The organism is Xanthobacter sp. DMC47 (assembly GCF_056313845.1).
The window spans coordinates 1-16,936 of record NZ_JBQUZM010000009.1 but is presented as its reverse complement, the minus strand read 5'-3'; the positions used below and the strand labels follow the sequence as shown (position 1 = coordinate 16,936).

Genomic DNA, 16,936 nt, shown 5'->3' with positions numbered 1-16,936 from the left:
GATGGCTTGGATATTCTTCCGGCTCGTGGGTGTTGAATGGCTTCGGAAAAGATTGAACGTCTCTCGTCCTTCGCGTCCATCTTCAATGACGTGACGACCTACCCCACGCTGTCGGATGTTGCCGAAAAGCTCGGTCTCAGCGTCAAGACGGTGAAGAACACCGCCGGCATGATCCGCCGCGAGCACGCACTGGGTCACGACGTTCCGGCGCTGATCTCCCGCATGGCGAAGGCCGACGCTCCCCGGCCCACGGGCATCGAGTTCCGCGACATCGAGACGGTGCCGGAGCCTTACGAAGAGCCCATCGACACCCTCTTGGAGCGGGTGTTCACCCAGAATGAGCGGTTCAGCCGCTACCAGGGCCAGAAGGCCTGCATCGACATCCGCATCAAGACGCCCGGCCCCTTCGGCGTCGTGGGGCTGCCCGATCATCACCTCAATAATATCGGCACCATGGCACGGCGCGCCTTCGACGACGCCAAGGTTATCGCCGATCATCCGGCCCTCTACGCCGTCGGTATCGGCGACTGGCTCGACAACTTCATCGTCGGCTTCCTGGAGCGCGAGCGGCGCAAGGACGTGATGAGCCATGCCGATGCCTGGCGCATCCTGGAGCACTATCTCGCCATTCTCGGCCCAAAGCTGATCGCGGCCATCTCCGGCAACCACATGGACTGGACGACCAGTGCCGGCGGCGTCGACGTGATGAAGAAGATGTTCGAGGATATGGGTCTTGGCCCCATTTATGACCCCGACGAGGTGCGCGTGCGTCTGCTGTCGGGCGAGAGCGCCTTCACCCACGTCGCCCGGCACAAGTTCCGCGGCAACTCCCGCTTCAACAGCGTCCACGCCATTACGGTCTGGATCTTGGAGAACTGGCAGGGCGAAGACGTGGTCTGGGGCGGGCACATCCACGTCGCCGGCCATACCGCGATTCAGAAGCAGTGGATGGGGCAGAGCAGGGTGGTCCACGGCATCCAGCTGGGCACCTACAAGTCCTTCGACAGCTACGCCAAGCGCGAGGCGTTCCGCGTGAACACGCCCTTCCTGGTGCCCATGGTGGTCCACGTTCCCGAGACGCGCGAGACCCTGTTCTTCGAGGACATCGACCGCGGCGTGCAGGTGCTGGACTTCCTGCGCAAGGAATACGGTTACGCTTGACCGCCTGTTAAATCAATTTCGATTTATGTTATAATGGATGGACTAACCGAGGAGAAATGGAATGGCTAACGCTGTTCGCGACAGTGAGGGAACTGCGATCTTCCCCGATGATATGGAACAGATTGCGGCCACTTACGACGACGCCGGCAACCCGCTTACCATTACTCTTTCGGACGGCAACTCGACCTGGATTCGGACATTCACATGGAATGACGATGGTCGTCTGCTTACTCGTAGTCGTTGGGTGCGCCAGTGATCGATATCTCTGATATTCTTGGCGCCGGCGGTGCCACGCAGGCGCAGGTGGCAGGTCTAACCGGCCAGCTCAGCCGCCTTAAGGCCGCGTCCGCGCTCGACATGGATCAATACGTCGGCGTCCCGGAGCGGGTGGTTCTCGGCCCCCAGAACACTGTCTCTCCCGCTACGTTCTTGTTCAACAATAGGGTCATCGCAGATGGCCTCATCACGAGCATCGAATGCTGCGGCGGTAGTGCTGGTGCCTCGCTGGCTATCAAGACGTTCGTTCTCGGCGGCGACGGCGCGTATCAGCAGATCGGGCCGGACTATATAACGCCCGGCACCAACACGAATGCGTTGACCGTGTTCGATAACCTTGCCATTCCGGTATCGAGGGGACAGTACATCGGCCTATTCTCGCCGACCGGCGCCCTTGCCTACAAGTCGTCCGGTGAAGGCGATGGATGGCGGCGGAACCCCGACGCGGGAACCGGGGCCTCCAACGTCCGCAGCTTCTCGGCTGGGTCGTTCGTCACCAACACGCCGATCCAGATCAAGTTTCGGATTACCTATCCGAGTCTCAATATGGGCGCCATGCGTGTGTCCTCTCTCCGCACGGCCCTGTCTCGCAAGAAAATCATCTATCCGCCTTCACCCAAGAAGCTCCGCTTTGTATTCGATGGAAATTCTCTTCAGCGACGCAGCGATGGCGTTCAACACTACCCCGCGTGCATCGGTGGGGCCTGGAATGTTCCCATCGTCAATTATGGGGTGCCCGGCCAGACGACGCAGCAGATGATCGCCGATGCCGCGACCGAGGTGGACCCGAGGGCGGCCGAAGCAGACTACTTCAATATTCTGGTTGTGCAGGAGATGGGCAACGACCCCATTCAGAATGTCCTCACGGCCAAGCAGGTCGTGGACAACATGGAGAGCTATTGCCTGGCTCGCAAGGCAGCAGGCTTCGATCTCGTGATCCCAACAACTCTGCACTCTCTGACCACTCCTACCGGCAATCTCACACCAGCTCTTGCTGCGGCGATCAACGTCGAGTTTCGTTCGAGGTGGCATACTTTTGCGGACGGCATCGTGGACTATGAATTGCGGTGTCCGCAGCTCGTCTACACCGATCCCGACTACTACTACGATGGTGTGCATTGGACCAATGCTGGTCATCGAGTGGCTAAGAACGCTGTCCTTGAGACGGTTCTCGACGTGCTGGCGGCTTAAATCAATTTCGACTCAAGGAACCTCCAATGCCCACTTTCGGACCCCGCTCGCTGAAGAACCTGGAGAAGGTACATCCGCTCCTGCGCAAGGTGCTCGACGAGGCTATCCAGCATCACGACTTCACCGTCATCTGCGGCAACCGTGGCCGCGCCGAGCAGGAGGAGGCCTATCGGAAGGGCAACTCCAAGGCGCGCTTCGGCCAGTCGCCCCACAACTACGATCCGGCCGTCGCGGTCGACGTGATCCCCTATCCCTTCAAGGATGCCGACTGGGACGACATGGAGAAGTTCCGCGAGATCGCGAAGCACATCCTGGCCGCGGCCGACAAGCTCGGCATTCCGGTGCGCTGGGGCGCCGACTGGAACATGAACGGCAAGACCTCGGATGAGCGCTTCGTGGATACGCCGCACTTCGAGCTGCATCCGTGGCGGGACTACGTGCGCTGAGATCAGTTCTTGCAAAGTCAAGAATAGATCAATTTTGATTTATGGGGTACTCTATGAGTATCAGTCACGGAGTACCCCATATGAGCTCTCCCGTTGATCGCGCCATCAACCGTCACATGCGGCGCGATGCGAAGCGCAAGAACCACGAACCCCTTCTGAGACTGGCGAACGAGGAGCTCAGCAAGAAGATCGTCAAGCCCAACGATGTGCCCGTCAAGCCGCTGACCGACGCTCAGCGGCTTTATGATTCCGCCATGCACGCGAACAGCGTGACGTTCGGGGTGGGACCCGCGGGCACCGGCAAGACCTGGTTCGCCGCCATTCGCGCGGCAGAGGCGCTCAAGAGCAAGCAGATCGAGCGGATCATCATCACCCGGCCGGCGGTCGAGGCCGGCGAGTCCCTGGGCTTCATGCCCGGCGAGATGGATGAGAAGTTCGAGCCCTACTTCCGGCCGGTGCGCGACGCGCTGGAGGAGAAGCTGGGCAGCGGGGCACTCGAATATCACCTGCGCAACGGCACCATCGAGGCGCGCCCGCTGGCCTTCCTGCGTGGCGCCAGCCTGAAGAATGCCTGGCTGATCGCCGACGAGATGCAGAACGCCACCCGGACGCAGATGAAGATGCTGCTCACCCGGATCGGCGAGAACGCTCGATTCATCATCAACGGCGATCCCACCCAGTGCGATCTGCCCAGCCCGAGTGCCTCCGGTCTCGCGGATGCCATCAACCGGCTCCACGGCATCGCCGGCATCACCACGGTGCGTTTCACCCATGAGGACGTTGTGCGCTCCGGCATCTGCCAGGAGATCGTTCGAGCCTACTCGAATGACAACGATCAGCCTCTCGCTGCTCGCTATAATGACGATGCAGCAGGTGTGAGACGAACGTTGGGCGCAGCATGAAATGGGATGATGAAGAGGTTTTCGGGCTCGATCTGAGCGTGGACGAGTGCGACGAGGTGATGTACCAGTTCTCTCGGAAGGACTGGGTCGCCCACGAGCGTCACCTGTTCTCGCACAAGTGGTTCGATTACCGCTTCATGCACCCGGTCCATGCGACCTTTCTCTACGCCCACGAGTATCGCAAGGCCTATCGCGATGCCTTCGCGCGCAACATCGACAAGCGCGCGAGCGAACACATTCAGCCCTTGAAAAAGGAGAACGTGTTCGAGTGCGACGCGCAGGTCGTCTCCGGCATCTGGCATGGGCGTCAGTTCGCTGACGCCCTCGGGATGCCCTACGACACCTTCATCCGCGAGGCCATCGGGAACACCCTGCGCTACTGGCAGCAGCGGCATCTTCCCCGGGCATGGCAGATATACTCCGAGCGCGTGTGTGAACGTGTCGCCGAGCGCTGGGACCAGATGCAGAGCGGCGCGCTGCTCTATGGCGAACACCCAGAGTATCGCAACGACCGGTACGTCGGCAGCGCCCCGCAGAATGCGCACCACGAATGGCTGATGGGGCAGGCCATGCGGCGCGACAACCCGGCCGAGCCTCTGCGTCGGTTCGTCAACGAGATGCACATTCTGCCGATCGAGAAGATCGAGGGACGTTTTGGCATTGAGATGACCGAGCGGGTTTGCCTTCAATAGACCGATCGTCTCGTCGCTATACTAGACGCATGAGACGATGAACGAGCATGAGCGTTGCAATGGGCGGGGTCGCGGCCAGCGGCTCCCTTTTTTTCGCCTCATGCTTAAATCAATTTTGAATTAACGTGCGGAGGGTTGATGGTGTCGGCAAGTGAGGAAGAAGAGCTGACGCCGGCCGCATCGAGCGCGCCGACCTACACCTACGATGACGGGTTTCAGCAGAAGATCCTCGCGCTCGCCATGCGCGACAACTCATTCATGGCGCGTGCTTCCGGCCTGCTCAGCCCGAGCTATTTCGGCAACGAGGTCGATGCGGCCCTGGCGAAGGTAAGCCTCGACTTCTACGGCCGCTACAAGACGACGCCGACGATCAAGAGCCTGCCGACGCTGATCAAGGACGCTCTCGATCGCAAGCTGATCAGGAGCGACCTCAAGAAGGACCTCGGCCCGCGGCTCAAGGAGCTGCTCAAGACCGATATCTCGGATCGCGAGTTCGTCCTCGACGAGATCGGTTCGTTCTCCAAGCATCGCGCCATGGAAGACGCCATCGTCAAATCGGTCGAGATCCTCGACCGCGGCGATCCGCGCAAGAAGTTCACCGAGATCGAGAAGCTGATGCGCGAGGCGCAGCTTGTCGGCATCACCGAGGACTTCGGAGAATACGACTACTGGGCCGAGATTCACAGCCGGCACCAGGAGCGACTCGATATCGCTTCGGGCAAGATCAAGAAGGACGGCATCACAACCGGCAGCGCCGAGCTCGACAAGCACCTCTATCACCATGGCTGGGGTCGCCGCGAGCTGTCTGTGATCATGGGCGCCGCCAAGGCCGGCAAGTCCATGTCGCTGGGCGAGTTCGGCAAGAACGCCTCCCTGGCCGGCTACAACGTGCTCTACGCCAGCTGCGAGGTGGCGGCGAAGATCATCGGCACCCGAACCGACGCCAACATCTCCGATGTGGCGGTCAGGCTCCTCGGTGACACTCCGATCAAGGTCAAGGAGGCGGTCGAGAAGGCCGCGGCCAAGGCCGGTCACTTCAAGATCCACGAGTTTCCCTCGGGCACGCTCAAGCCCAGCCAGCTGCGCCGGCTGATCGAGCGCTACAAGGCCCGCGGCATCGTCTTCGACCTGATCATCGTCGACTATGCCGACATCATGGCGCCGGAGTATCGCTCCGACAACAGCATCGACAATTTCCGCAGCATCTACATCGACTTGCGCGCGATCGCCTCGGAAGAGAATGCCGCGGTGCTGACGGCCACCCAGACCAACCGCGAGGGCGCGAAGGCCATGGTGGCGAAAATGACCGACGTGGCCGACGACTTCAACAAGATCCGCACGGCCGATATCATCATCTCCATCAACTCGAATGAGGCCGAGCGAGCGTCCGGCGAGTCCCGTCTCTATTTCGCGGCTTCGCGAAATAGCGAAGACGGCTTCACCCTGCGTATCAAGCAGGACCGCGAGAAGATGCGCTTCCTCACCAAGGTGCTCGGCAAGGAGTGATCTCGTGGCTGGCATGGACTTCGACGAGATCCGCGAACACCTCGACCTGGAGCAGTGGTTCGACCGCGAGGGCAGGGCCTACAAGATGGGTCGCGGCCGCTCCGGGATGCAGATCAACGCGCAGGAGTGCCCGGCCTGCGGGGACCGGCGCTGGCGCGTCTACCTGAACGCGGAGAGCGGGGTCGGCAACTGCTTCGTCTGCAACGAGACGTTCAACAAGGTCGGCTTCATTCACAAGGCGCAGGGCGGCACCTGGCGCGACACGCTCGATCACTGCCGAGAGGCCATGCGTGAGCAGGGCTGGCGCCCCAAGCGCACGGTGACGGTCGCAGTCGACGACGGCGAGGTGAAGCTCCCCACCTCATTCGCGCTCCCCACGCGCGAGGGCGAGAACCTGACCTATCTGGAGCAGCGCGGCATCACCGGTGACATCGCGCGATATTTCCACCTGCGCTACTGCCACACGGGCAACTACGGCTTCCTCGACGAAGGGAAGCCCCGCTACCAGAAGTTCGACGGGCGCGTCATCATTCCGGTCTACGACCTCGACGGCACGCTCAAGACGTTCCAGGGCCGCGATATCACTGGAGAGGCAGAGGACCGAAAGTATCTCTTCCCCAAGGGCCTCCCAGGAACCGGGCGCTTTCTCCTGAACGGCCAAAACGTCGGCCGAGCCAGGCGGGCTGTGGCAGGGGAGGGCGCCTTCGACGTTGCCGCCATCAAGATCGCCTTGGACCAGGATGTGGAGCTGCGGGACGTGGTGCCGATAGGTACGTTCGGCAAGAGCCTCTCCTATGGCGACATGAGCGGCAACGATCAGCTGGGGCGCCTCATCCAGCTGCGCCGGCAGGGGCTCGAGGAGCTGACGTTCATGTGGGACGGCGAGCACAGCGCCCTTATGGCGGCCATCAGCGCCGGTGAGATCGTCAAGCGGATCGGTCTGCGCGTGCGGATCGCGCTGCTCCCGGCCGGCTGCGACCCCAACGAGGTCTCTGCGGCGCAGGTACAGCAGGCGTTTCGCGAGGCGCTGGAGCTGACGGCCGCCCAGGCCGTGCGCTGGCGTCTCCGCAGCCCATATAAAGTGCCGTCGGCTTCAGTCGTTTTTGACTAAACTACCGCGTCACACTCGCTATAAATGATCTGCACACACGACACGAGAAGACGATGACCGACACGAAATTCAACGTCTATCGCACTTCGCTGCACGATCTTCCAGGCAACCGCGGGATCGGCAAGGAGTGGCACGAGCTTCTCATCGTCAACACGAAGCTGTGTCGAACGCTCCATATTCAGCGCTGGGGTGCTAGCGGCAAATGGGGCTCGATGGATGTCGAGCGGCTTGATCGTGCCTACGATCACACCAAGCAACGCAAAGCGGTCGAGAGCGTCGTTGCAAGGGGGTTTGAGGTCCAGAAGATCGACGAATGGTCGGATTGGTCTCTGGAGGACCTCCAGAAGAAACTCACTGCCTACTGGTTCAAGCTGGGCGCGACCAACGTGGCTTTCATCGCGCCCGAAGCTGACACCTCCGGTATGCGCGAACCCGAGCCACCTATCGAATACGTCGAGGAGGACGGGAAGTTCAAGGCGAAGCGTCCGCCGCCGCGCACCTTCGAGATCCCCGAGCCGACCGTCGAGGAAAAGATCGCCGAGAATGAGCTGTGGGGCATGTTCTGATGCCCTTCATTCCCGACGCACGCGCCGCTCGTGCGGCCGCTCTCGCCGAGATCGAGCGCCAGAAGCACCTCGCGCACCAGATGTCCGTCGCCGAGCTGATCGTTGCCCTGCGTGAGCCGCAGCGCAAGTTGGTCGTGCTCTTGAATAACCGCGCCCAGTCGCTCCAGGCCGATATCGATCTGGAGGACAACATCGAAGAGTTGGTCGAGACCGGGCAAATTGATTGGGGACTGTTCTAATGGCTGTTCGCTACGGAGTCGTGAAGACCTACAGCGCCGACAACCGCATGTCGATCACCTGTCCGGTGTTCGGCGTGGAGACTGAGCTTCGCGCGTGCTTTCACCTCGATTACAAGGTCATGCGCGGCCAGGCACCGGCGGTTCGCAAGGGCTGTCAGGCGGCCATGCGGTGCAGCAAGTGCCCGATCTGGCACATCAAGGCCGAGATCGCGCGCGACGGCAGCGACCCCTACTACTCGCCCGAGCCCCGGCACGGGGCGCTCTCCACCTCCGTCCTCGGCCGCATCGCGCCGATCGTGGTGCTGGAAAGCGTGATCGAGTCCATCGGCGCCAGTGACGGCGAGAAGGCGAAGCTGCGCGAGTGCAACGAGGCCGCGCGTAAGGGTGTCCGGCCGGCTGCCGTGCCGACACGTCAGCGCATCGCGCGTTCGCCGGTCCAGGCCGAGCCTGTGCCCATGCCCGAGCCGGCCGTGCGTGACGCCCTGGTCGACGCGGCCGTGACGGGCAACATCGCCGCCGCGATCACCAATGCAGCGAAGGAGAGTGCAGCGTGAACATCGAGGAGGTCCGCGACGCGCTCTGGGATATCGCCAAGGCGAAGGGCAGCATCAACAAGAGCGAATTGCTCAAGCAGCACCTGGAGGACCCGTTCTTCCGCGCGGTCTGCGTCTACGCGCTCGACCCCTATCGCACCTATGGTGTCTCCGGCATCGGCGATACGTGCGAGGAGATCGGCTCGTTCGTTCCTGAACGCATCGATCAGATCGAGGATCTGTTTCTTCGCCTCGGGCGTCGCGAGCTGACCGGCAACGCCGCCAAGCGTGCCATTCAGACGGTCGTGGATTCGATGACCCTCAAGGGGCAGATGGTCGTCGACATCATCCTCACCAAGGATCTCGGCTGCGGCGTCACCGCCAAGACCATCAACAAGATCAAGCCTGGGCTGATCCCGACATTCGACGTGATGCTCGCGCAGCCGCTGGATCGGGAGAAGCTCCAGTTTCCCGTGGCGGTCGAGCCGAAGTACGATGGCATTCGGTCGACCTGCATCGTTTCCGGCAAGGGCGCGGTCTTTCACACACGCACCGGTCACGTCATTCCCGCGGTTGCGCACCTCGGCGAGCATGTGATCGAAATGATCGAGCAACTTCGGTACAACGTGAAAGAGGACCAGTATGGACGTTTTCCGCAGGAAATGCGGCGCCTGATCTGGGACTTCATCGGTGACGAGGAGGGAAATACCGTCCTCGATTGCGAGATCATCAGCGGCACCTTCAACAAGACCGTCAGCGACGTGCGCAAGGCAGATGTGAAAGCGGCCGATGCCGAGCTGCGCTTCTTCGACGTGGTCAGCTGGGCAGACTGGCAGAGCCCCAAGCCTGTCGTTCCGTATCGAGACCGCCGGCGCGTGCTCACGCATCTTCTGCAATATGCGCCGACAAAGCTGTATCTCTCGGCTGCTCCAAGCTACATCGCGTCATCCATATCCGAGATCGAGCACTACTACCGAGCCTTCCGAAACAAGAACCTCGAAGGTGCGATGGTCAAACAGCTGGATGCGCCTTATGTGCGCAAGCGTTCGGCCAGCTGGCAGAAGATGAAGAACCAGGAGACCATCGATCTTGAGGTCGTCGGCGTCTTCGAGGGCACCGGCAAGTACACCGGGCAGCTCGGCGGCATCATCGTCGATCACAAGGGCGTCCAGGTGCGCGTCGGCGGCGGTTTCTCCGATCAGCAGCGCATCGACCTGTGGGCTGATCATCCGATCGGGCGTATCGCCGAGGTCGAATTCCACGAGGTCACGCCGGACGGCAGTCTTCGTCACCCCCGTTTCGTGTGTTTTCGCAGCGACAAGGAGGACTAGTATTGTAACCCGTGACCACTTCGGTTAAAGTGGTGCGTGTGTGTGTCGTGTGCTGACGAGGGGCGGGCATTTCGGTGCCTGCCCCTTAGTCTATGCAGACCTCGAACTTGCTGAACGGCGCCTTCAACATGCCGTTCTCTTTCGTCACCAGTCCGGTGCCCAAGAGAACGGTCACGTCATCATGCACCCGCCGATAGTCACGCTTTAGGTGCTTGGCGAGATCGCTGATGCTGCGCTCGGGATGCACGCGCAGATGGCGGAGCACAGCAACTCGCTTCTCAGTCGAGAGAGCAGCCAGCGTCTCAAGGGGCAGGTAGGTCAGCTCACGCTCGGCGACCCGCTCACCGCGGTCAGCCTTATTCCAGGCGTCGACGAAATCGTGACCCATGCGCTCCAGCGTCTCGTCGACGGTGCCAACAGACACGATCTTCGTTTTATCCATCAGTCCCTCCGTGCCTTTTGAACGTCCGCGAGGAAGTCGGCGATCAGTTGATCCGGCGTCGAGAAGGTATATGCGACCTCCTCCTCACCATAATGGATATGATCACCCTTTCCGCGCTCGTTGTCGTAAGCAACGATCCGTCTTCCTTCAACGCCGTAGAACAGCGAATACTTGTAGAGGTGCCCGGACGGTTCAACCGGACTTGGCACCAGCCAGAGCTTCAACTCCACAACAGCGCCATCGGGCAGCGTCGTCTTCCGATGTAGGAGAAGCTCTGCTTTCATCGTGCTCGACTTTCGCACAAAATCGCTATGTCGTCAAACGTCATAGCGCGTGCCGCCTTCGGAGCGCACCCAGCTCGGCGACAAGGCTGAATTTGCCCTCGCTTATCATTCGCACCAGGGCGCGGAAATAGCCGCCCGGGTTCTTGATATGGTTCCGGCCGGCGGCCACATCATCGGTGTGGAGCTGGAGCACGAACACCAATGCCGCAGCCGCCCGAACCGGCCCGAGTTTCTCCTGCGCCTCGCGCCAGGCATCCTCATGGGCGCCGATCGTCGGCCGGAGAAAGCGGGCGGCCGCCACAAGGTCGGCATCGCTGCGCACATCCTGGCCGTAGTCGGCGAGGGCAGGGCAGGCTTCCACCACGAGCCCCAGTGGGACCCGGTGCAGGCGCTCGTCGGCCGAGGCAGGCGGCTCAGCCTTCCCCTGGAAGGCCCTTGTACAAGTCTCACTAGGAGAATCGTTGTTGTCTTCTTTGTGGCGGCACGAACTGCCGGCATTGCCCGCTTTATAGAAGGTTTCTTCGACCTTTTCCCGCAGGCTTGTGAACAGGTTCGCCAGCCCTTCGATCGGGGCGGCCGACGAACGCCGCGGCACGGATGCGCGCAGGCGCTCCAGCTCCTCCTCGAACTCAGCCCGGTCGATCTCCGGGAAGTGGACCTCAAGCGCGTACAGCGCCTCTTCCGTAGCCCGGCGCGCGATGGTGATCTCGTCGAACTGGCGCGAGCGGATCTCCTCCAGCTGGCGCTTGCGCAGCACGAGGCCGGCGAACTCGGCCCGGCGCGCATAGAGCGGCGTCAGATCGAAGCCGTAGGCGTCGACCACATCGCCCTCCTTGTTGCGCACAGCGAAGCGCTTGCCGTTGGCGCTGTCCTTCGGCGTGAGGAGCTGGAGATCCACCAGATCGCGGACGGCGTGCCGAATGGCGCGCTCCGAAAGACCCGATCGCTCGACCAGGTACTCATTCGAGGGCCAGATCATCAGCCGGCCCGCGACCTCCTGCTCGCCATAACAGCCGACGAGCTCGCCGAGCACCAGGCGCAGGGCAGGGCGCAGGTCGAATGCCTTCTCGGCATCCCGCGCGGCCGCGGCCAGTTCCTTGCGTGAAACGCCTCGTCGCTCATCGAGGACGAGCTTCCTCCCGGCCAGGGCGGCATGTCTCAGCCGCCGGCCCCCAACAGGCACCGTCTCCATCTTCCGCCTCCGAGCTGGAGGCAAAGCAGGGGCGTTCACCCCGAAGGGTGTTTTCTTGACAGAGCTGGGAGGGGAGGTCATAACTGGAGCTGTCTAGGACTCCAGTGATTCGCCTCTGACCTGTGATCCCTTCACGGCTCTGCGGTATCGCTCCTTAAAAGGCCTTCAGGGTTGCCGCCCTGGAGGCCTTTTGCTTTGCCGCATCTAGCTGATTGATCGCTTCTCCGTCGCACCAAAGAACTGTTCGACCGCGTGCGTGAGGGCCGCGGACTGGGACTCATAACGACCGGACGAGATCATCTCGTCGATCCGTGCCTTCACGTCCTGATGTATCCAGATCGTGGTCTCACGGAAGCCAAGCTGCCGGCGGTTCTGCCGCATACGCGCAACGCGCTCGCGCTCCTTGTCGGTCGCCATACGCCCCTCACGAGAATCGAACAGAGGTTGCTAGTTATGTCCGATTCGTGCGCCGGCGCATAGACACCGCCTCGCGCGCCCGTGATCCGTTCGCAGAAGGAAGATTATGGAATGCGGGCCGCGTTCGTCGTGAATTCGCCCTGGTATACAAACGTGGCGTCTTGACACCCGATTCAGCCGGTGCGACGTTCCGTCAGTCAATTTTGATTTAGCCGATTCAATCCACGAAACCCGGGCGACGCGCTCTGACAGTCACGCTATAAATGATGTGCAGATGATGATGTCTGCGGCTGCTCAAATGACGCATCTAGGGGACAGAGAGAAAGCTGGAGATCGCGGAACATGATTGAATATGGCGCTCCGTTCAAGGAGACGAGGCTCACCAAGTTTGTGGCCGAAAAGGTCGACGCGCTCTCCGATGTCAAGAATCAGCGCGCAATCGCTGTGGAGCTTGGCTACTCGAAGTCCTCGACGATGGTGTCGATGATCCGCACGGGTCAGGCCCGGGTTCCGCTCGACAAGGTGACGCCCCTCGCGAAAGCGCTCGGCGTCGACCCCATCGGGCTGTTCAAGATGGCGCTGGAGCAGTATTGGCCGGAGAACGGCCCGCCGATGGAAGAGGTTCTCGGCGACGATCTGTCCGCCAACGAGCGGACCATCGTCGAGTACATCCGGGAGCTTTCCGGCGGCACTGATCCCGCGCTGACGCCGCGGATCAAGGAAGAGCTCAAGGCCATCTTCACCCCCAAGACCAGGGGCGAGCTGGTCGAAGCGATCGCCGAGCGTAAAGCCGACGGAAAGGGTGCGAAGGCGAAGTGACCCCTCCTCCGAGGGTCCGAAAAAGCGCCGCATGGCGCTTTTTCAATGGCGTAGTGGATCAATCAATATTGACTAAAAGGGTACGTCATGAATATGTGTGAGCCGAGCTACAGGACGCTGCCGATCGACGAAGCGTTCGCCTACGCCGAGACACTCACCGAGTTTCGGCAAGAAACGAGCGGGTCGCTCCAGGTTCTCGCCGGTGTCCATCGCGACGATGGTAAGGTCTACGTGCTGATCCCGCCGCTGGGTGACGCCGTGATTCTTCCGCGATAACCCGCTCGCTTTCCGTGTAGCGCGACTTATAGTCAAGATTGACTAAACTAAACGAGCGAGAGTCATGAACAAGGAACTTGAGATCCTTCGCGCTGCGATCGTGAAGGTCACTCACATGCTGACCGGCCAGGGTCTCAAGGTCACACAACGCGGCATGGACGCCTATGTCAGGGCCGATCACAATGGCAAGCCCATTCTGGTCAACATTCCGTACCTGCCCGACAACGCCGATGAAAGCCTGATCCTTGCGATCCAAGGCTTTCTCGATCATGAGATCGCCCACATCTTCTTCTCGGATTTCAAAGCGTCCAAGAAGTTCGGTCAGCAGGCCGGCGAGGCGGCTCATTCTCTCTTCAACATCGTTGAGGACAGCTACATCGAACGTGCTATGGCAAAGAAGCTGCCGGGCACTGCGTTCAATCTGGACCTTCTGCACGAGTTCTTCCTCGCGAAACTCACCAAGCCCGCGCTCGAAAAGGTTGCAGGCAATATCGCCGAAGAGATCGCGGTGCTGATGCCCGTGTTCGTCCGCAGCTGGGCGGGTCAGAAGGCGTTCCAGCGCTACATGGAAGAGACGAAGATCGCGGAACGCCCCGACATCGCGATGTTCCTCAAGCGCGTGCCTCCGGCGCTGATCGCGCGCGTCCCCAAGATCAACAGCACGGCCGAGTCGATCGAGGTGACGCGGCAGCTGATGGACGCGCTCATGAAGGAGCCCCCTCCCCCGTCGAGCGCGCCATCGAAGGAGAAGGACAAGGACAAGTCCGGCAAAGGCTCGCCCGAAAGCGGCGGTGCGTCGGGTGAGACCGAAGAGCCGACCGAGAGCGATCCGTCGGAAGAGTCTGGCCCCGAAGAGGGTGCCGGCGAGAAGCCCGAGAAGAAGGATAAGGGTGAGAAGCCCAAGCCCAAGAAGGCGAAGGAAGAGCCCGAGTCTGACGACGAGGAGGAAAAAGAGGAGGAAGAGGAAGACGCTGAGGGTGATGGCGCCGACGATGGCGAGGAGCCCGAGGAAGACGCCGACGAACCCGAGGAGGATACCGACGACGCTGACGGCGACGAGCCCGAGGCTGACGACGAATCCGAGGAAGATGGTGACGGCGAGTCTGACGAGGAAGACCCCGAGGACGAAGACGGTCACGACTCTGATGAGAGTGACGAGGCCGACGATGAAGACGGCGCCGACGACGAGGAAGGCGGCGAAGGAGAAGCCGACGACGAGGAGAGTGAGGAGGGCGAAGGTGCCGGCGACGGATCTTCTGACGAAGATGGCGACGAAGGCAGTTCGCCCGGCGAAGGCTCTGGCGAAGCAGATGAAGAGGGCGCCGGCGCCGGCCCGCCGAAGGAGCTGGAGATCGAGGAGGATGAGGGTGGAGCTCACGCGCCTCCGACAGAGACCGGCCGATCGGTGATGTCCGCCCTCAAGGAGATCAAGGAGACCGACTTCGAGAAGGCGATCTCCGACACCCTCTCCAAGAGCGCAGCGGTCGCGGCGATGAGCGCCGATTACGTCATCTACACCAACGAGTTCGATGTGATCGAGGAGGGTCGGATCTCCGACAGCCTCGATGATAGCGCGATCGCCAAGATCGACGACCAGACCAGTCACATGATCGGCAAGATGCAGAAGGACATCGAGCGCATGATGGCCGCTCAGTCGCAGGTGATGAAGGTGCCGGGCTATCGCTCGGGGCGTCTTCACACTGCCGGACTGCATCGGCTGATGGCCGGCGACGACCGCGTGTTTCGTCGGAAGTTCGAGAACGTCTCGAAGGATACGGCGGTCGGACTGCTGATCGACAACTCGGGCTCGATGGGTGGTGGTTACAGTCGTGGCGGTGAATCGAAGTTCGCCGTTGCAATGAAGGCGGGCTACGCCCTGGCGCAGACGCTCGATCGCGTCAATATCACCAGCGAGTGTATGGGCTTCACCACCACATATGCTTCCTCTTACCCGCCTTCTACACCAGGCGTGCGCTATGCTCGCGTCGAGCCGCTCTACATGCCGATCTTCAAGAAGTTTTCGGAGCGCTTCACGCCGACCGTGCGTAAGCGGTTTGCGTCGGCGATCTATGCCAGCACGGTGCCATTGCAGAACAACGTCGACGGCGAATGCGTGGCGATCGCTGCGCGGCGTCTTCTCGCCCGCAAGGAGAAGCGCAAGGTCCTGCTCGTGTTGTCGGACGGCCAGCCGGCTGCTGGGGGCGGTAATCCGTATGCCTTGCATGAGCATCTGCGGCGCACGGTCGAGGATGCAACTAAGATGGGTGTCGAGACGATCGGTATCGGCATCATGGATAACTCCGTGAAGCACTACTACCCGCGGCACATGGTCCTTCATCGGGTCGAGGATCTGCCCGCGTGCGTGATGGGCGAGCTGCGGCGCATCCTCACCGCCTGATCCACGCGCATATTTTGCCGGGCGGTTTCAGTCGATTTTGACTTAACACCCTCGCGCAGTAATGCTAGTTTGAATCGTAAGCACACACACTCACGAGGTCACAATGTCGACGGTTGCTGAAAGCGACGAAAAGATTACGTGCCAGATCGACGGCGCCAAGACGCACTCGATCGCCCACTATCTCAAGAATCACCATCCCGACTGGACGCTGGAGCGCTATCGCACCGAGTTCCCGGATGCGCCGATTCTGTCCGAGAAGGCTCAGCGGATGGCGAATAAGATCCGCGCGGAGAAGGCGGCCAGCGCCGCTGATGGTTCCGCGGCGGCTCAGAGCGCGGCCAGCGAGACGAGCGAGACGACCAACGAGGGCTTCGCGCGCCGGAAGTTTCACGAGGTGTTCGGCTTCGACGAGTCGACGCCCGGCGTTACCTCGACGCGCGGCGGCCCGATCGTGATCAAGACCCTCACCGATCTCGACGCCGACGCCCAGGCGCTCGTGCCCGATATCGATCGGCGCTACGTGTTCCAGCCTGATCTCTGCAAGGTCGTGATCATGGGCCTGGAGCTCAACATTCCGACCTATCTCTGGGGCTATCACGGCACGGGCAAGACCACGATCCTCGAACAGGTCGCGGCGCGCACCAATCGGCCGTTCATGCGTGTGCAGCACACGGTGAACACCGAAGAGAGCCACATCGTGGGTCAGTACATCGTCAAGGATCAGTCGACGATCTTCCAGCCCGGGCCGCTCACGCTCGCGATGGTTAACGGCTACGTCTACTGCGCCGACGAGTACGACTTCGCCATGCCGAGCGTTCTCTCGGTCTACCAGCCGGTGCTCGAAGGCAAGGCGCTGGTCATCAAGGATGCGCCGCCCGAGTTCCGCATCGTTCGTCCGCACGAGAATTTCCGCTTCGTCGCGACCGGCAACACCAACGGCGGCGGCGACGAGACGGGTCTCTACCAGGGCACCCAGATGCAGAACGCCGCGAATTACAGCCGCTTCGGTATCGTCGAGGAAGTCGGCTACATGGACCCGCGTATCGAGACCGCGGTCGTCGCGCAGCAGACGGGCATCAAGGCGAGCGACGCCTCGAAGCTGGTCAAGTTCGCCGGCGACGTGCGCACCGCCTTCGCTGCGGGCAAGATCGGAA

19 protein-coding genes are annotated in these 16,936 nt (G+C 61.5%); 15 read left to right on the top strand and 4 right to left on the bottom strand.

Translation table 11 applies throughout. From position 1 onward, the window contains the following. Positions 1 to 36 precede the first annotated feature (36 nt). The 12 genes from ACT54R_RS24645 (at position 37) to ACT54R_RS24590 (ending at position 9,954) form a co-directional block, all read left to right on the top strand. Entirely contained in the window at positions 37 to 1,161 is a 1,125-nt protein-coding gene (locus ACT54R_RS24645; RefSeq protein WP_476331461.1) for a hypothetical protein, read from the top strand. Positions 1,162 to 1,222: 61 nt separating this feature from the next. Beyond that, positions 1,223 to 1,417 carry a hypothetical protein gene (locus tag ACT54R_RS24640; RefSeq protein WP_476331458.1) on the top strand — a complete coding sequence of 65 codons (195 nt, stop codon included), beginning with the start codon at positions 1,223 to 1,225 and terminating at the stop codon, positions 1,415 to 1,417. Then, positions 1,414 to 2,628 (top strand): SGNH/GDSL hydrolase family protein, encoded by a 1,215-nt coding sequence (locus ACT54R_RS24635; RefSeq protein WP_476331455.1) that lies wholly within the window; start codon positions 1,414 to 1,416, stop codon positions 2,626 to 2,628. Before ACT54R_RS24640 ends, ACT54R_RS24635 begins: the two co-directional genes overlap by 4 nt. A gap of 26 nt (positions 2,629 to 2,654) precedes the next feature. After that, positions 2,655 to 3,074, top strand: a complete 420-nt coding sequence (locus ACT54R_RS24630; RefSeq protein ID WP_476331452.1) for a M15 family metallopeptidase — start codon at positions 2,655 to 2,657, stop codon at positions 3,072 to 3,074. Positions 3,075 to 3,190: 116 nt separating this feature from the next. Next, on the top strand, positions 3,191 to 3,976 hold the full coding sequence (locus ACT54R_RS24625) for a PhoH family protein (RefSeq protein WP_476331449.1): 786 nt from the start codon (positions 3,191 to 3,193) through the stop codon (positions 3,974 to 3,976). After that, entirely contained in the window at positions 3,973 to 4,668 is a 696-nt protein-coding gene (locus ACT54R_RS24620; protein WP_476331446.1) for a hypothetical protein, read from the top strand. The genes ACT54R_RS24625 and ACT54R_RS24620 overlap by 4 nt, the downstream gene beginning before the upstream one ends. A gap of 138 nt (positions 4,669 to 4,806) precedes the next feature. Then, the gene (locus ACT54R_RS24615) at positions 4,807 to 6,174 is read left to right on the top strand and encodes a DnaB-like helicase C-terminal domain-containing protein (RefSeq protein WP_476331443.1); all 1,368 of its coding nucleotides are present in this window, start codon (positions 4,807 to 4,809) and stop codon (positions 6,172 to 6,174) included. A 13-nt stretch (positions 6,175 to 6,187) separates the two neighbouring features. Beyond that, entirely contained in the window at positions 6,188 to 7,285 is a 1,098-nt protein-coding gene (locus ACT54R_RS24610) for a hypothetical protein (protein WP_476331441.1), read from the top strand. A 53-nt stretch (positions 7,286 to 7,338) separates the two neighbouring features. Further along, positions 7,339 to 7,851 (top strand): hypothetical protein, encoded by a 513-nt coding sequence (locus ACT54R_RS24605; RefSeq protein ID WP_476331438.1) that lies wholly within the window; start codon positions 7,339 to 7,341, stop codon positions 7,849 to 7,851. After that, positions 7,851 to 8,090: a hypothetical protein gene (locus ACT54R_RS24600; RefSeq protein ID WP_476331435.1), complete on the top strand. Its 240-nt coding sequence runs from the start codon at positions 7,851 to 7,853 to the stop codon at positions 8,088 to 8,090. The genes ACT54R_RS24605 and ACT54R_RS24600 overlap by 1 nt, the downstream gene beginning before the upstream one ends. Further along, the gene (locus ACT54R_RS24595) at positions 8,090 to 8,644 is read left to right on the top strand and encodes a hypothetical protein (protein WP_476331432.1); all 555 of its coding nucleotides are present in this window, start codon (positions 8,090 to 8,092) and stop codon (positions 8,642 to 8,644) included. The genes ACT54R_RS24600 and ACT54R_RS24595 overlap by 1 nt, the downstream gene beginning before the upstream one ends. Then, on the top strand, positions 8,641 to 9,954 hold the full coding sequence (locus ACT54R_RS24590) for an ATP-dependent DNA ligase (protein ID WP_476331429.1): 1,314 nt from the start codon (positions 8,641 to 8,643) through the stop codon (positions 9,952 to 9,954). The genes ACT54R_RS24595 and ACT54R_RS24590 overlap by 4 nt, the downstream gene beginning before the upstream one ends. A gap of 85 nt (positions 9,955 to 10,039) precedes the next feature. Here ACT54R_RS24590 and ACT54R_RS24585 read toward each other — a convergent pair whose 3' ends face one another. From ACT54R_RS24585 to ACT54R_RS24570, 4 genes are all read right to left on the bottom strand, one after another. After that, positions 10,040 to 10,396 carry an HVO_A0114 family putative DNA-binding protein gene (locus ACT54R_RS24585; RefSeq protein ID WP_476331427.1) on the bottom strand — a complete coding sequence of 119 codons (357 nt, stop codon included), beginning with the start codon at positions 10,394 to 10,396 and terminating at the stop codon, positions 10,040 to 10,042. Next, positions 10,396 to 10,680: a toxin-antitoxin system TumE family protein gene (locus ACT54R_RS24580; protein ID WP_476331425.1), complete on the bottom strand. Its 285-nt coding sequence runs from the start codon at positions 10,678 to 10,680 to the stop codon at positions 10,396 to 10,398. Before ACT54R_RS24580 ends, ACT54R_RS24585 begins: the two co-directional genes overlap by 1 nt. A 40-nt stretch (positions 10,681 to 10,720) precedes the next feature. Continuing rightward, entirely contained in the window at positions 10,721 to 11,872 is a 1,152-nt protein-coding gene (gene repC / locus ACT54R_RS24575) for a plasmid replication protein RepC (RefSeq protein WP_476331423.1), read from the bottom strand. A gap of 204 nt (positions 11,873 to 12,076) precedes the next feature. Continuing rightward, the gene (locus tag ACT54R_RS24570) at positions 12,077 to 12,289 is read right to left on the bottom strand and encodes a hypothetical protein (protein WP_476331420.1); all 213 of its coding nucleotides are present in this window, start codon (positions 12,287 to 12,289) and stop codon (positions 12,077 to 12,079) included. Between the two features lie 342 nt (positions 12,290 to 12,631). On the opposite strand from ACT54R_RS24570, the gene ACT54R_RS24565 reads away from it, so the two are divergent. From ACT54R_RS24565 to ACT54R_RS24555, 3 genes are all read left to right on the top strand, one after another. Then, a complete protein-coding gene (locus ACT54R_RS24565) occupies positions 12,632 to 13,108 on the top strand; it encodes a hypothetical protein (RefSeq protein WP_476331417.1) in 477 nt (158 codons plus the stop codon). 340 nt (positions 13,109 to 13,448) lie between these two features. Next, positions 13,449 to 15,782: a cobaltochelatase CobT-related protein gene (locus ACT54R_RS24560; protein ID WP_476331414.1), complete on the top strand. Its 2,334-nt coding sequence runs from the start codon at positions 13,449 to 13,451 to the stop codon at positions 15,780 to 15,782. Between the two features lie 103 nt (positions 15,783 to 15,885). Beyond that, positions 15,886 to 16,936: AAA family ATPase (locus ACT54R_RS24555; protein WP_476331412.1), on the top strand; the 1,051-nt coding region annotated here is incomplete at its 3' end.

Excerpts from the sequence above, each read along its gene's own strand:
- repC (WP_476331423.1), bottom strand. The coding sequence starts at position 11,872 with ATGGAGACGGTGCCTGTTGGGGGCCGGCGGCTGAGACATGCCGCCCTG.
- ACT54R_RS24565 (WP_476331417.1), top strand. The coding sequence starts at position 12,632 with ATGATTGAATATGGCGCTCCGTTCAAGGAGACGAGGCTCACCAAGTTT.
- ACT54R_RS24615 (WP_476331443.1), top strand. The coding sequence starts at position 4,807 with ATGGTGTCGGCAAGTGAGGAAGAAGAGCTGACGCCGGCCGCATCGAGC.
- ACT54R_RS24580 (WP_476331425.1), bottom strand. The coding sequence starts at position 10,680 with ATGAAAGCAGAGCTTCTCCTACATCGGAAGACGACGCTGCCCGATGGC.
- ACT54R_RS24560 (WP_476331414.1), top strand. The coding sequence starts at position 13,449 with ATGAACAAGGAACTTGAGATCCTTCGCGCTGCGATCGTGAAGGTCACT.
- ACT54R_RS24600 (WP_476331435.1), top strand. The coding sequence starts at position 7,851 with ATGCCCTTCATTCCCGACGCACGCGCCGCTCGTGCGGCCGCTCTCGCC.
- ACT54R_RS24625 (WP_476331449.1), top strand. The coding sequence starts at position 3,191 with ATGCGGCGCGATGCGAAGCGCAAGAACCACGAACCCCTTCTGAGACTG.
- ACT54R_RS24620 (WP_476331446.1), top strand. The coding sequence starts at position 3,973 with ATGAAATGGGATGATGAAGAGGTTTTCGGGCTCGATCTGAGCGTGGAC.
- ACT54R_RS24610 (WP_476331441.1), top strand. The coding sequence starts at position 6,188 with ATGGACTTCGACGAGATCCGCGAACACCTCGACCTGGAGCAGTGGTTC.
- ACT54R_RS24585 (WP_476331427.1), bottom strand. The coding sequence starts at position 10,396 with ATGGATAAAACGAAGATCGTGTCTGTTGGCACCGTCGACGAGACGCTG.
- ACT54R_RS24570 (WP_476331420.1), bottom strand. The coding sequence starts at position 12,289 with ATGGCGACCGACAAGGAGCGCGAGCGCGTTGCGCGTATGCGGCAGAAC.
- ACT54R_RS24640 (WP_476331458.1), top strand. The coding sequence starts at position 1,223 with ATGGCTAACGCTGTTCGCGACAGTGAGGGAACTGCGATCTTCCCCGAT.
- ACT54R_RS24645 (WP_476331461.1), top strand. The coding sequence starts at position 37 with ATGGCTTCGGAAAAGATTGAACGTCTCTCGTCCTTCGCGTCCATCTTC.
- ACT54R_RS24630 (WP_476331452.1), top strand. The coding sequence starts at position 2,655 with ATGCCCACTTTCGGACCCCGCTCGCTGAAGAACCTGGAGAAGGTACAT.
- ACT54R_RS24595 (WP_476331432.1), top strand. The coding sequence starts at position 8,090 with ATGGCTGTTCGCTACGGAGTCGTGAAGACCTACAGCGCCGACAACCGC.
- ACT54R_RS24605 (WP_476331438.1), top strand. The coding sequence starts at position 7,339 with ATGACCGACACGAAATTCAACGTCTATCGCACTTCGCTGCACGATCTT.